General features: G+C 49.6%; 11 protein-coding genes. 5 read left to right on the top strand and 6 right to left on the bottom strand.

What is annotated here, in order from left to right; all coding sequences use genetic code 11:
* The first annotated feature begins 88 nt into the window (after positions 1-88).
* The 3 genes from HMPREF2606_RS01445 (at position 89) to HMPREF2606_RS01435 (ending at position 3,498) form a co-directional block, all read left to right on the top strand.
* Positions 89-1,879, top strand: coding sequence for an assimilatory sulfite reductase (NADPH) flavoprotein subunit (locus HMPREF2606_RS01445; RefSeq protein WP_070843182.1), 1,791 nt, complete (start codon positions 89-91; stop codon positions 1,877-1,879).
* A 449-nt stretch (positions 1,880-2,328) separates the two neighbouring features.
* Positions 2,329-2,835: a hypothetical protein gene (locus tag HMPREF2606_RS01440; protein WP_070843181.1), complete on the top strand. Its 507-nt coding sequence runs from the start codon at positions 2,329-2,331 to the stop codon at positions 2,833-2,835.
* 90 nt (positions 2,836-2,925) lie between these two features.
* Complete coding sequence (locus HMPREF2606_RS01435) at positions 2,926-3,498, top strand: hypothetical protein (protein WP_070843180.1); 573 nt, start codon at positions 2,926-2,928, stop codon at positions 3,496-3,498.
* Between the two features lie 137 nt (positions 3,499-3,635).
* Here HMPREF2606_RS01435 and cysI read toward each other — a convergent pair whose 3' ends face one another.
* On the bottom strand, positions 3,636-5,393 hold the full coding sequence (gene cysI, locus HMPREF2606_RS01430; RefSeq protein WP_070714124.1) for an assimilatory sulfite reductase (NADPH) hemoprotein subunit: 1,758 nt from the start codon (positions 5,391-5,393) through the stop codon (positions 3,636-3,638).
* A gap of 296 nt (positions 5,394-5,689) precedes the next feature.
* On the opposite strand from cysI, the gene HMPREF2606_RS01425 reads away from it, so the two are divergent.
* Positions 5,690-6,316, top strand: a complete 627-nt coding sequence (locus HMPREF2606_RS01425) for a hypothetical protein (protein ID WP_070714125.1) — start codon at positions 5,690-5,692, stop codon at positions 6,314-6,316.
* 202 nt (positions 6,317-6,518) lie between these two features.
* On the opposite strand, the gene HMPREF2606_RS01420 is transcribed toward HMPREF2606_RS01425, so the two are convergent.
* The 3 genes from HMPREF2606_RS01420 to HMPREF2606_RS01410 all read right to left on the bottom strand — a co-directional run bounded on the left by HMPREF2606_RS01420 (position 6,519) and on the right by HMPREF2606_RS01410 (position 8,392).
* The gene (locus HMPREF2606_RS01420) at positions 6,519-7,052 is read right to left on the bottom strand and encodes an inorganic diphosphatase (RefSeq protein ID WP_003678634.1); all 534 of its coding nucleotides are present in this window, start codon (positions 7,050-7,052) and stop codon (positions 6,519-6,521) included.
* A gap of 84 nt (positions 7,053-7,136) precedes the next feature.
* Complete coding sequence (gene nudB, locus HMPREF2606_RS01415) at positions 7,137-7,601, bottom strand: dihydroneopterin triphosphate diphosphatase (RefSeq protein ID WP_070714128.1); 465 nt, start codon at positions 7,599-7,601, stop codon at positions 7,137-7,139.
* 137 nt (positions 7,602-7,738) lie between these two features.
* Positions 7,739-8,392 carry a metallophosphoesterase gene (locus HMPREF2606_RS01410; protein WP_070843179.1) on the bottom strand — a complete coding sequence of 218 codons (654 nt, stop codon included), beginning with the start codon at positions 8,390-8,392 and terminating at the stop codon, positions 7,739-7,741.
* 86 nt (positions 8,393-8,478) lie between these two features.
* Here HMPREF2606_RS01410 and HMPREF2606_RS01405 point away from each other — a divergent pair, with 86 nt between their 5' ends.
* Positions 8,479-8,922, top strand: a complete 444-nt coding sequence (locus tag HMPREF2606_RS01405) for an RpiB/LacA/LacB family sugar-phosphate isomerase (RefSeq protein ID WP_039862203.1) — start codon at positions 8,479-8,481, stop codon at positions 8,920-8,922.
* A 32-nt stretch (positions 8,923-8,954) separates the two neighbouring features.
* On the opposite strand, the gene HMPREF2606_RS01400 is transcribed toward HMPREF2606_RS01405, so the two are convergent.
* Entirely contained in the window at positions 8,955-10,433 is a 1,479-nt protein-coding gene (locus HMPREF2606_RS01400) for an RNA ligase (protein WP_070714135.1), read from the bottom strand.
* Positions 10,434-10,521: 88 nt separating this feature from the next.
* Positions 10,522-12,096, bottom strand: a complete 1,575-nt coding sequence (locus HMPREF2606_RS01395; protein WP_070714138.1) for a vWA domain-containing protein — start codon at positions 12,094-12,096, stop codon at positions 10,522-10,524.
* Between the last annotated feature and the right edge of the window lie 489 nt (positions 12,097-12,585).

Raw genomic sequence — 12,585 nt, 5'->3', positions numbered from 1 at the left:
TTCTTTCCTTTTTTCAGACGGCCTGTTTAAAGTGGCGACTGTCCATTATTCAAACAATCGGTTATAGCCGTCCAATAAAGGAATCCAAATGAGCCAAGCCAATCCGCTTCCCCCCGAACTCTCCGTCCAACTCTCCACACTATCCCCCACCCAACTTGCCTGGCTCTCCGGCTATTGCTGGGCGCAAAGCCAAGGCGTATCCGGTATAGTAGCCGAACCATCTGCCCTGCAAACGGCCGCTTCGGCAGTCAGCCGCCGCGTGTTAGTCCTCTCCGCCTCCCAAACCGGCAATGCCCGCAGCGTTGCCGAATCCCTACACGCCAAACTTCAAGCCGCCGGCGTAGAAGCCCGCCTCAGCAGCGCAGGCGATTTCAAAAGCAAAACCCTGCCCGACGAAGACATCGTCCTTTTGGTTACCTCCACCCAAGGCGAAGGCGAACCGCCCGAAGAAGCCCTACCCTTGTACAAATTCATCTACGGCAAAAAGAAACCTGATCTCAGCAAACTCACCTTTGCCGTCTTGGGCCTTGGCGATTCCTCCTATCCCAACTTCTGCCAAGCAGGCAAAGACTTTGATGCCAAATTTGCCAAACTGGGTGCAGGCCGTCTGAACGACTTGGGCATTTGCGACTTAGAATTCCAGGCCGATGCCGACGCATGGATTGCCGCCGTCGTACCCAAAGTGGCTGAGTTAACCGCCCAAGCAACAAGTCCAAGTACAACCGCTGCACCAAACAGCTCAGCCACACCAAGCAACGATGCCATCTACACCAAAGAAAACCCCTACATAGCCACCCTATCCGTGCGCCAAAAAATCACCTCGCGCGACGCGGAAAAAGACGTCGAACACATCGAAATCGATCTCAGCGGCTCAGGTTTGTATTATCAGGCAGGCGACGCGCTCGGCGTATGGCCGCTTAATTCCGCCGACCTCGTTCAAGAAATCCTCGACCTCAACCAACTGAACGGCAACGAAACCGTCCAACTTTCAGACGGCCGCGAAACCGACATCCGCACCGCCCTGACCGAATCCGCAGACATCACCCAAAACACACCGGCATTCGTCCAACAATACGCCGAATTAACAAACAACGAGGAACTCAAAACCATAGTTGCAGATAAAGCCCAACTGGATGCCTACCTCGCCGCCACACCGCCCGTAGGCGTACTTGCCGCCTATCCGCACCCACTGGACGCACAAACCCTATACAGCCTCTTACGTCCACAAACCCCTCGCCTTTACTCCATCGCCTCCGCACAAGATGAAGTCGGCGAAGAAGTCCACCTCACCATCGGCGTCGTCCGTTTCGACCACCACGACCACACCTACACCGGTGCAGCTTCCGGCTACTTGGGCGAACGCCTCGAAGAAGGCAGCGAAATCCGTGTCTTTGTCGAACCCAACCCCAACTTCCGCTTGCCCCAAAACGGCGACACTCCCATCATCATGATTGGCGCAGGCACAGGCGTCGCCCCCTTCCGCTCCTTTATGCAACAACGCGCCGCCAATGGCGACAGCGGTAAAAACTGGCTCTTCTTCGGCAACCAACGCCTGGCCGACGACTTCCTCTACCAACTCGAATGGAGCGATTGGCGCAAAGACGGCCTCCTCACCCGCGCCGACCTCGCATGGAGCCGACAAGGCGAACACAAAGTCTATGTCCAACACAAAATCACCGAACGCGCCGCCGAAGTTTGGAACTGGCTGCAACAAGGCGCACACATCTACGTCTGCGGCGACGCTACACGCATGGCACGCGATGTCGAAAACGCCCTGATCGAAGTCATCGAAACCCAAGGCAAACTCAGCCGTGACGAAGCCGAAGACTACCTCAACGACCTGCGCGAAGACAAACGCTACCAACGCGACATTTATTGATTGGATAAACAAAAATAAAGGCCGTCTGAAATTCAGTTTTCAGACGGCCTTTTTAAAGAGCCTGCTCGGATTGTTATCAATTCACCCGGTTTTGCATTATAATTGTGCAAATTTGACTCACTCGAAAGAAAATAAATTGGAAGGATTACAACAACTTGTAGATTTATTGGTGGGTTTTGTCGATTGGATATTGAAATTACTGGCATTCTTGTTTTAAACTACGTTCCATTCTTTTATACATTAAAGACGTATTTTCATCATGCAAACCGCGCAACGCTCTGCTACTTTCTTCTATTGGTACCACACAAACGTGCGGTACTTTTTTGCGCTTGTCTAAAACAGACCAAATTGAAAATACGCAAATTAGAGCCGCCTCATTTGAGCGGCTTTTTTTATACCCACCATGGCCGCTTAAATCCACCCATTTTTAAGAAATAAGGAATACAGCCATGACTGCCTCAACTAAAATCCACAGCCAAACACAAATGTTACACACCTGCCGCATGGTCGTTGACAGCAACAGCCACCACAGCATGCCCAACACGCTCACTTTGCCTGATACGCCCGACAGCCTCATCAGTGAAGCCTTAATTCCGCAAGTGCGCACCATCGCGACTTTGATTGCCGCAGAGCGTCACGACTTCAATCAAAGCAGCCCCAACGTTTTTACTGATGAAGCGGATTTCTTCGCGGCGCGTATTTTGGTTTTGGGCGTACGCCGTTTCCATTTGGATATTACCCTGCTGCCCATGCTCAAAACCGCCAACAAACGCGCCGAAGCTTTCGCCAAACGCCATCACATGCCCTTCTCTCCCGCTGAAATGCAAATGTCCCTGCACACCCGCCGCCCTGCCAACCTACTGATTATCGAAACCGAACACGAAATGCCTGCACTTGGCAATCTGGCTGCTAACAGCCGTGCATTTGCAGCGCAACTTTCCAACATTATTTTGTAAAACCACTTGAAAAACAGGGAAATGGTTTAATATTAGGCAAACACACTCCGCCGAAATCTCGGCAAAGACAAACTTCTCTCAGGAAAAACAATGAAAAAACTGATTGCCTTAGCCGCCCTTTCCACTTTTGCCCTCGCTGCCTGCAAAGACAATACCCAAGCGCAGCTTGAGCAACAACAAAAACAAATCGAAGCATTGCAACAACAGTTGGCACAACAAAACGGCCAACAAGAAGACAATACGGTTTACCAGCTCACGCCTGAAGCCGTGAAAGACACCATTCCTGCCGAAGCACAAGCCAACGGCAACAACGGCCAACCGGTAACCGGTACAGACGGCCAACAATATATCTACGACCAATCCACCGGCAGCTGGCTGCTGCAAAGCTTGGTGGGCGCGGCAGCCGGTGCATTTATCGGCAACGCATTGGCCAATAAATTTACTCAGGCGCGCAATCAAAACAGCCCGATTGCCCGTCAAGCCCGTGCCAACTATTATCAAAGCGCACGTCCAAACGGACGCACCAGCCAACAGCTGAATACACGCACCCTGCGTGCCCAGCAACAAAACGCCCAGCAGCAACAACGATACCGTGAAACTACGCGTCAGCCTTCCAACTACCGCCGCCCAAGCATGGGTCGAGGCTTTGGCCGCCGTCGCTGATCCGATTTATATCCTATCTTTCATATAAACATCCCTGATATAAAAGGCCGTCTGAAAACCAGTTATCCTGATTTTTCAGACGGCCTTTAGTCCTTCTCTATTTTCTTATTGCAGACTTGTGGGTCTGTCTGTATGCGTTATGCCCAGAAATCGCGAGGTGCGTCCAATACGGGTTTGACGATACCGGTGCGGACAGCAAAATCGCCGAAGCCTTCATCATCGAGTCGGTTTTGCGCCCAATCGGCCACCCAGCCTTCGACAATTTCAAGGATTTCAGGTTCGGTAATATTTTCTTTAAACAGGCGCGGGATGCGGGTGCCTTCGCGGTTGCCGCCTGCGTAAAGGTTGTAGCGGCCGACGGCTTTGCCGACCAAGCCGATTTCCGCCAGCATGGCGCGGCCGCAACCATTCGGACAACCGGTTACGCGCAAAACGATGTATTCGTCTTCCAAGCCGTATTTGGCGAACATTTCGTCGATTTTATCGGAGAATGTCGGCAGGAAGCGTTCGGCCTCCGCCATTGCCAGCGGGCAAGTCGGCAAGGCAACGCAGGCCATGGAGTTTTCACGCTGGATGGTAATCGATTTGCTGATAAGGCCATGATCTTTGGCGATTTTATCAATCGTGTCTTTCAATTCGGGCGGTACATTGGCAACCACCAGATTTTGGTTGGCAGTCAGACGGAAGTCGCCGGGATGGATTTTGGCAATTTCGCGGATACCTGTTTTCAACGGTCTGCCGGGATAATCGAGCAGGCGGCCATTTTCAATAAACAAAGTCAAATGCCAGTTGCCTTCATGCCCTTGTACCCAGCCGATATGGTCGCCGCGATGGGTAAATTCGTAAGGGCGGATGGGTTCAAACTTAATGCCCATGCGCCTTTCTACTTCTTCTTTGAACACATCAACGCCGACGCGTTGCAGCGTATAGCGTGTACGGGCAGCTTTGCGGTCGCTGCGGTTACCCCAGTCGCGCTGGGTGCTGACGACAGCTTCGGCAGCGTTAAGGGTGTATTCGAGCGGAACGAAACCAAATTCGTAAGAAGTGTTCGGATAAGTTTTGGTATTACCGTGTTCGCTGGATAAACCGCCTCCGACCAATACATTGAAACCCACCAACTTGCCGTTTTCTGCAATCGCCACAAAACCCAAGTCATTGGAATGAATGTCCACATCGTTATCGGGCGGGATCACGACGGCAGTTTTAAATTTGCGCGGTAAATAGGTTTTACCCAAAATCGGCTCTACGTCGTCGGCAATTTCTTTATTTCGCGGCTCGGTCGGCTCGGTTGTAAACACTTTTTCGCCGTCCAACCAGACATCGGCATATGCCATGGTACGCGGCAAAAGGTGCATACTGATGCGCGCCGCCCATTCATAGGCTTCTTGGTGCAAAGTGCTTTGCACCGGATTGCTGGTACACAACACATTACGGTTGACATCGCTGGCTGTGGCAATGGAATCCAAACCAAGTTTGTGCAATGCCTGATGTGCCTGTTTTAAATCGGTTTTCAAAATGCCGTGGTATTGGAAGGTTTGGCGGTTAGTCAGGCGGATGGAGCCGTAAATCGTATTTTCACCGGCAAATTTGTCGATCCCCAGCCACTGCTTCGGCGTAATGATGCCGCCGGGCAAACGGCAACGCAACATCATGTTTTTTAAAGGCTCAAGTTTTTGTTCGGTACGCTCGGCACGAATATCGCGGTTATCCTGTTCGTACATGCCGTGGAAGCGGATAAGCTGAAAATTGTCGGCGGTAAAGCCACCGGTAAAGTCATCTTTCAACTCCTCCTTAATCGTACCGTGTAGATAATCGCTGCGCTCTTTCAAGGCCTCGTTGCCAGACAAAGGTGTCTCAGGCAGCTTGGCTCGTGGGTCGGTTGTGGTAGCAGTCATTGAAGCACTCCTTATTTTTGGTATAGGCGTTACTTTAATGAGGCCGTCTGAAAATGAGAAAGAATGGTTTGTTTGTTTTAAAGACGATTTTGTTATATCGGTAAAATGCCGCACTTACCTATAACTAATTTGAATTTACTATATTTATGTTCTGACTGATGAGCGTTGACAGATTAGAAATAAATTGAACAGATGACTTACATCATTAGCCTGCATCAAGCCCGATTCTAATTAAATCCACTATAATCCATTATTTTCCACGGGCTTAAACCGTAAAAATACAGCAAGCAAACTTTATGTCTCACTCCCTTATACGCACCTTCGCTCAAACCTTTAGTTTTCCCTATACAGAAACGTTGCAAGAACTGCCCCCACTGGAAGACAACCGTCATCTGCATTTGGGTGCATTAGCAGATTTCTACCGCCATATGGACGATACATGGCATTCCGACAATCCACTTGCCGATTATTGGCTGGAGATGGAGACTCTGTTTTTACATTGGGTAACTTATCCCAAGTTGCCCAACAGTTGGCACGATTGGGCCTTCAGCTGGGATAGGAAGACCAAGCAATATCTGCCTACACAAGGCTGGCGTGAAGAATGGGCGATATTTGGCATAATGTTCGACGATTCAATTCTTTTTGCCGATACTGCCGCCCCCGACAGTCCTGTTTATTGGCTGATAACAGGTTACGGTACGATAGAAAACCGCCGCCTTATCGCACCTTCCATAGCAATACTAATGCAAACCTTATTGGCAATTTATGATTTTGAGTGCGAATGGCGGAAAGCAGGCGGAGAGTTTTACGATGAAGAAAGCTGTGACATACCTTCAGCATTATATTCTGCTCTGCATGATTTACTACAACGGGAACTGCCACCGGAATGCGCGGCAGGATTTGAAAAAGCGTTTTTGGGGTGATGCTGTAATTGCAATCTAGAAAACCTATTCTCTGGCCGTCTGAAATTTCGGCTTTAGGGAACAATTATTTAAAATAATATGATTGATTCGTTTGAAATATCAGTTTGAAAATGCTTGAAGGATTGATAGGCTGCTGAGATATAAAAAGGCCGTCTGAAAATTTGATTTTCAGACGGCCTTGATATTGGATGGGACAAACCGATTAGGCTTGTTTGTTCCAACGTTCGATGGATTCTTTGATGACTTGTTTCGCTTCTTCTACATCGCCCCAAGATTCAACTTTAGTGGTACCTGCTTTTTTCAGGTCTTTATAGTGGTTGAAGTGGAACTCGATTTGTTTGATCAGTTGTTGCGGCAAATCGGCCAAAGTTTTGTAGGCGTTGCCGTTGTTGCGGTCGTCGGCTGGAACGCAGACGATTTTGTCGTCCACTTCGCCGTCGTCAACGAATTTCATCACGCCGATAACGCGTGCTTCCAGGAAAATACCGGTTGCCAAAGGCTGCTCGGTAACCAGCAATACGTCCAATTCGTCGCCGTCTTCGTCCAAAGTTTGCGGAATGAAGCCGTAGTTGGTCGGTTTGGCGAAAATTGCCGGTTCAACGCGGTCGAGTTGGAAGGCGGCCAGTTTGCGGTTCCACTCGATTTTGTGGTTGCTGCCTGCTGGGATCTCGTTGACAACGTTGATGATGCCGCCATCCACATCGCCCGGGGTCAGGATTTTGTTGAAGTCTGCCATGATGGTTTCCTTTGATTTTAAAGAGAGTCAAACGGCGAAAGTATAGCAAACCCAAGGCCGTCTGAAAATGTGAAACTGTCGTATTCAGACAGCCTTTTTGGCATTCAGCCTTTTGACCAACTCTAAAATTGCGCGTTTATTGGAAGGCGAAAACACTTTTTCCGCCGCCTCTTCCGCACCAAACCAACCGTAGGCAACGTGTTCGTCCGGTTGCAGGACGATAGGCGTATCGCGCGAAATTTGGGCGGAGAAGATGTGTTCGCGGTTCTCAAAAACGCCTTTGGGATAGCGATGGCGCCAGTGATGATAGATTTCATAAACGGTGCTGTCATGCCAGTTTTCCAACTGTCCGTCTGCCAGACGGATACCGGTTTCTTCCCACACTTCGCGCCATGCGGTTTCTTCGATACGCTCGCCTTCTTCCAAGCTGCCGGTAACCGACTGCCAAAAACCTTGCGGCGCCGTGCGTTCAATTAGCAGGATATTGCCGTCTTCATCATGCAAAACGACCAAAGCGGAAACGGGATACTTCAAAGGCTTACCGCTCATGACTTGTCCTTGCCGGATTGATTGGGGAGGCTGATTTTTTGTAGTAAGTAAGCCAAAAGGTTTTCCATGTATCACTCAAAAATGGGAAATTGATATTCAGACGGCCTTTGTCGGAAATCCGCAAAGGCCGTCTGAAATTATACCTGATTTAACTGCGCCAGTTTCCGAGACACCAGCTCAGCCGCTTCTTCCGGCGAGTTGGCTTTCAACCCTGCTTCGCCAAAATACGAAATTTTAGGCAAATCGCACAAAAACTTATCGACGTCTTCTGCCGTCAAAAAACGGCCGTGCAAATCAAATCCGACATTTAAAGCACGCCCTTTGATTTCCGCCACCCTGTCATGCAAATGGCCGTACAAGTGATACCAACCCTGATAGCAGCCGTCCCATTCCTGAATCGGATAGTGAAAGAGAACCAGCATATTCTTAATTTCCGGCAATTTGAGTTTCAAATACGGCCGTATGGACGACAGCAGCGGATGACCGTCATGCTTGGTTTGGCTGCGGAAAAAATCGGCATGCTGCCGAATCACATGATCATGATTGCCGTAAATCAAGTGATGTTGCCCGTTTAACCGCGACAAAACGCGCTCTATCTGCTTATGGTCTTGGGCAAAGGAAAAATCGCCCAAGTTGTACACCGTATCTTCAGGCGTAACGGTTTCATTCCATATCCGGATTAAAAATTCATCCATCTGCTCCACGTTATCGAACGGTCGAAATTGCGGACAGAATTTGGCGATGTTTTTATGCGAAAAATGTAGGTCTGATGTGAAGTAGGTTTTGCTCATACCGTGCTTTCTGCGTTGCAGGCTTGAATCGTATCACGCGCGGGCGTATGCTGAGTAATGTTTATTGTGTGCTTCAAGGAGTTTTTATGCGTTTGGTTATTGCCGCGCCGGCCAACGGCGCAATATTGAAAGACGCGCTCAAAGCGCATCTGCAAAACGACCCGCGCGTCAGCAGCTTGGTCGATTTATCCTCGCCCGAAGGGACCTATCCGCAACTCTCGTTTGCCGCGGCCGAAGAAGTCGCGGCAGGACGCGCCGACCGTGCGCTGTTGATTTGCGGCACCGGCGTGGGTACGGCAATCGCCGCCAATAAGGTGCGCGGCATACGGGCGGCAACGGCGCATGATTTACTCACGCTCCACGGCTCGGTGGAAAACTATGATGCGCAGGTTTTATGTATGGGGCAAAACGTGATTGCCGCTCCGGCTGCTTGGGCATTGGTCGATATCTGGTTGGACTTGCGTCACGACACAAACAGCGGCTATGCACCTAAAGTCGGTGAAATTGAAGCATACGAGCGCGGAAAATAAATACATGTTGCTCCATATATTTTTAGACGACCTTACAACTGTCTCAAAAACGCCTGAATGAACGCGATTTTATCCAATTCCGACATAGCGTTGAACGTTTCCTGATATTCGTGGATGTAGTCGATTAAAGGATAAAATTCTTCATCAACATGGCGTTTGTCCAGTTTGCGGCCGATATTGCCCTCGTTGCTTCGTCCTAAAAACTTGGAAATTAGGTAATACGGCGATTTGAGTTTAAACAGCATTTTGCCGTTTTGGGCATCAAATACCATAAAACCTTCGTGTTCCACGTTTTTCAGACGACCTTTCAGCTCCCCGAACGTGATGTTTTTCAACGTTTCAGGGCGGCGGATGCCGTATTGTTTGCCGATTTCGTCCAATTCGGCTTCGCCAAACTGACGGCCTGTCGCCACGTCGATACAGCCGATTAGGGTTTCGCCCAATTCTTCACGGATGATGTGAACGTCTTTCGCATCTGTGATTTCAAACAAAAAAGTATGGTTCGGATACGTGCGGAACAGGGTTTCGTATTGAGCGCAATGTGCGGCGGTCATGTCGGCAAACGCGCTATCAAGCGAACCTGTAGTCGAATACAGCACTTTGCCGTCAAACGTTGCGCCATGGGACGGATGGTCGTCTGAAAGCGAGACGAAAGTGCAGCAGCCGAGGAAGCCGTTTACTTTCACCACTGCGTCCACCAATCTCTCGTCGCTGATTCTGATCGGATAGCGGCTGCCTTTGGCAATACGTTCCGAATAATTGAACACTTTTTTAAACGGGCGCACGATGATTCGATTATGCGCATCGATAATCAAACCGCGCATTTCCAGCAAAGCATCATCAAAGCGGTTGTTATAGAACACGCTGCGTGCGTATTTCAACACGCGCAATTCAGGATAACGCTTAGATGCTTTGGCGGTAAAGTTGCGGCTGCCGTGTTGCAGATAATGATCGGTCACAAAGGTTTGCTGCGCCTCATCAAATACCAGCGGCTTATGATCGATAGCCTGCATCTGCTCGATTTTTTCTAACTGTTCCGCATTTGCTGGTTGCACGGCCTCGATGTGGATTTCGTTTGCCACTCGGTTTTGGTTCAGCTTGATATACGCCGCCAATACGTCATGCTCTTTCACGCCATGCAGGTTGGGATAGAAATTGTGCAGTCGATAGACCTCTGTTTCAAAACCGCTTTTCTCCGCCTGATCCAATAAATGACGGCAACGCGAAGCTTTTTGGTTGGTATTGGAATTAATGATCAGAATATTTCGATTCGGATTTTGACGTCCAAGTCTCAAGGTTTCAGTCATCAAAGCATTACCACGTTTTTGCGCCTTATCCACTGCTTCACCCGACCAACGATATTCGCCGTATTCATCGGTAATGAACAAATCGTTTTCAATACGGACCACTTCCGCATCCTGATACTGCACTTTAAATTCAGCGGCTTTTTGTTCGGCAAACGTCGATTTTCCCGAACCTTGATGACCGCGGATTAAGATAAATTTTTGCATTTTGTTTCCTTATTCTTTTTCACAGCGTGTCCTGAATAAATAGGCCGTCTGAAAAATATTTCTACCCTTTTTTCAGACGGCCTTAGCTTCAGTTCACAGCTGCCAACGGCGTTTTCTCAATCTCTTCTACCCAGAAATCTGTACCCATACCTCGTTTGGCAAAGGAGCCAATCAGGGAGAATACTTGGTCGGAGAAGCCGCCGATGTTCAAGATATCCTGACGGTTTCGTGCTTGAGCCTTAGTGTAGGGCTGGATATCCAGACAAACGAGTTTGGCTTCCGGACAACGTCGTTTCAGAATGTCCCACTCTTTCATCAGGCTGGTTGTGGCGCCCCATCCTTGGCTGTCATCTGCCCAACTTTCGTTGTCTGATACGATGATGACCAAATCCACATCGGCTTTTTCACGGTTCAGCATGGCGAGCGGTGCGCTGCATGCCGTTCCGCCGCCGCCGATATTGGCGAGTTTTTCGGCGTTGGTCATGATGCTGTCGCGCGGATTGAGCTGCACGTTTACCGTGATTTGTTCAAACGGTATCACGCGGGCTTGCGGATTGGTACGCAACATGGCGGCGGATACGAGCGCGGCAATGTCGATGCAGCGGGTTTTGCTGGTCGCGCTGCCGCGATAGCCTGTAACCGAGCTGTGCATAGAGCCGGAAACGTCCGGACAAACCACGACTTTGCCTTGGATTACCGGTACGTTTTGTACGGCGGTTTCCATCGCATCTTGCAGGGCTTCACGGATTTCAGACGGCATTTGATTAGATGTTGCCTGATACGCGGTCAGCAATTGGTAAGGCAGGACGCGGGCGCGGGCAATGGCGGTTTCGTCACGCAGTTTTTCTGCCACCATTTTGATGTTTTTGCTTTTCGCAAATACTTCGTGGCGCAGGAAAGTGTTCAGGTTTTGACGAACCTGCTGCCATGAACCGTTACAGGCAATTTGCGCCCAGTCGCCGCTGTTCAAGTCTAAAGCAGTAAGCATTTGGAAAGGAACGTTGGGCAATTCGCCTTCTCGGCTTTGTTTGTAATCTTCAAAAGCGCGGGTAATGGGCGGCAATGCTTCGCGGTCGTAAGGTTTGCCGATCAGCCATGCAAACCATGCGGCGCGCCATGCTTCACGCGGTTTGGGGTGCACCATTTTGACCACGTCTGCCAGCGACGGCGAATTACCGACGGCGGCGTTCAACAGTTGTTTTTCGGTGGCGGTCAAAAGCCAAGTCTGCATCAGTTTTTTCGGACGGTTGCCGAAAGATTTTCTGCCGACTGCGCCACTGCGGATAATTTGTGCGAAATTACGCAACATTTTACCGTTGTCCACTACTTGGTCGAAGACGCGGGCGAGCATGTTCACATCTTTTTGCGCCAATACGGCAAGCAACAGCGCAGGCATATCTTTCATAAAACCTTTTTGACGGGCATATACGGCAGTTTTGGCGATAAACTCGGCATCCAGGCTTTCTGCCAATTTCAGCACTTGGTCAAGCTGGCTTTGTGCATCAGCATAGAAGGTATTGTTCAGACAACCGGTAGCGGCAAGCTGGGCCAGCTGTTGTTTGGGTGTCAGCGTGTAGGCGATGCCGCCGGCTTCATTATAGGTATCGGTTTTAGTAAAACAGTTTTTAATCGATTGAAACAAGGTAGTATTAGCCATTTTCATTTTCTTTCATATTGTTGGTTTGAGGCCGTCTGAACTTGTTTTAGCTTTGTTTTTCAGACGGCCTTGAATGGGTGGCAGTGTGGCGGCTAAAGATGAAGAGAAGCGTTTTTAACTGAAAGCTAATGTATTCTCTTCCGGGCATCCGCCTACTGCCGTAGGGCGACTAGTTTAATTAGGATCATTCGGGTTTGTAGCAAGGAAGGAATGTAATCCTAATGGCATTCGCCCATAAGGGGTGGTACATTGGGCAACAAAGAGTGGAGAAATTTTTACGCGCTCTATCCTCTGAGCTACTCTGCCATAGTTGGCGGCAGAGACGGGACTCGAACCCGCGACCTCGAGCTTTACAGGCTGTAATTCCTCCGGCATTCGCCGAATGTACCGAAAACGGTTTTTATATCAGCCCGTCCGAATATTTCAGACGGCCTTGCATGGGTGGCAGCGTAGCGGATAAACATGAAGAGAAACGGTTTTAACGTGAAAGGTTCA

Source organism: Neisseria sp. HMSC070H10, from assembly GCF_001837635.1.
Classification (GTDB): Bacteria; Pseudomonadota; Gammaproteobacteria; order Burkholderiales; family Neisseriaceae; genus Neisseria; species Neisseria subflava_A.
The sequence above is the reverse complement of the archived record's forward strand: the minus strand, read 5'-3'. Positions and strand labels throughout refer to the sequence as shown.

What these genes read in the sequence shown, in the direction of transcription:
- HMPREF2606_RS01445 (WP_070843182.1), top strand. Translation starts at nt 89, where the DNA reads ATGAGCCAAGCCAATCCGCTTCCCCCCGAACTCTCCGTCCAACTCTCC.
- HMPREF2606_RS01440 (WP_070843181.1), top strand. Translation starts at nt 2,329, where the DNA reads ATGACTGCCTCAACTAAAATCCACAGCCAAACACAAATGTTACACACC.
- HMPREF2606_RS01435 (WP_070843180.1), top strand. Translation starts at nt 2,926, where the DNA reads ATGAAAAAACTGATTGCCTTAGCCGCCCTTTCCACTTTTGCCCTCGCT.
- cysI (WP_070714124.1), bottom strand. Translation starts at nt 5,393, where the DNA reads ATGACTGCTACCACAACCGACCCACGAGCCAAGCTGCCTGAGACACCT.
- HMPREF2606_RS01425 (WP_070714125.1), top strand. Translation starts at nt 5,690, where the DNA reads ATGTCTCACTCCCTTATACGCACCTTCGCTCAAACCTTTAGTTTTCCC.
- HMPREF2606_RS01420 (WP_003678634.1), bottom strand. Translation starts at nt 7,052, where the DNA reads ATGGCAGACTTCAACAAAATCCTGACCCCGGGCGATGTGGATGGCGGC.
- nudB (WP_070714128.1), bottom strand. Translation starts at nt 7,601, where the DNA reads ATGAGCGGTAAGCCTTTGAAGTATCCCGTTTCCGCTTTGGTCGTTTTG.
- HMPREF2606_RS01410 (WP_070843179.1), bottom strand. Translation starts at nt 8,392, where the DNA reads ATGAGCAAAACCTACTTCACATCAGACCTACATTTTTCGCATAAAAAC.
- HMPREF2606_RS01405 (WP_039862203.1), top strand. Translation starts at nt 8,479, where the DNA reads ATGCGTTTGGTTATTGCCGCGCCGGCCAACGGCGCAATATTGAAAGAC.
- HMPREF2606_RS01400 (WP_070714135.1), bottom strand. Translation starts at nt 10,433, where the DNA reads ATGCAAAAATTTATCTTAATCCGCGGTCATCAAGGTTCGGGAAAATCG.
- HMPREF2606_RS01395 (WP_070714138.1), bottom strand. Translation starts at nt 12,096, where the DNA reads ATGAAAATGGCTAATACTACCTTGTTTCAATCGATTAAAAACTGTTTT.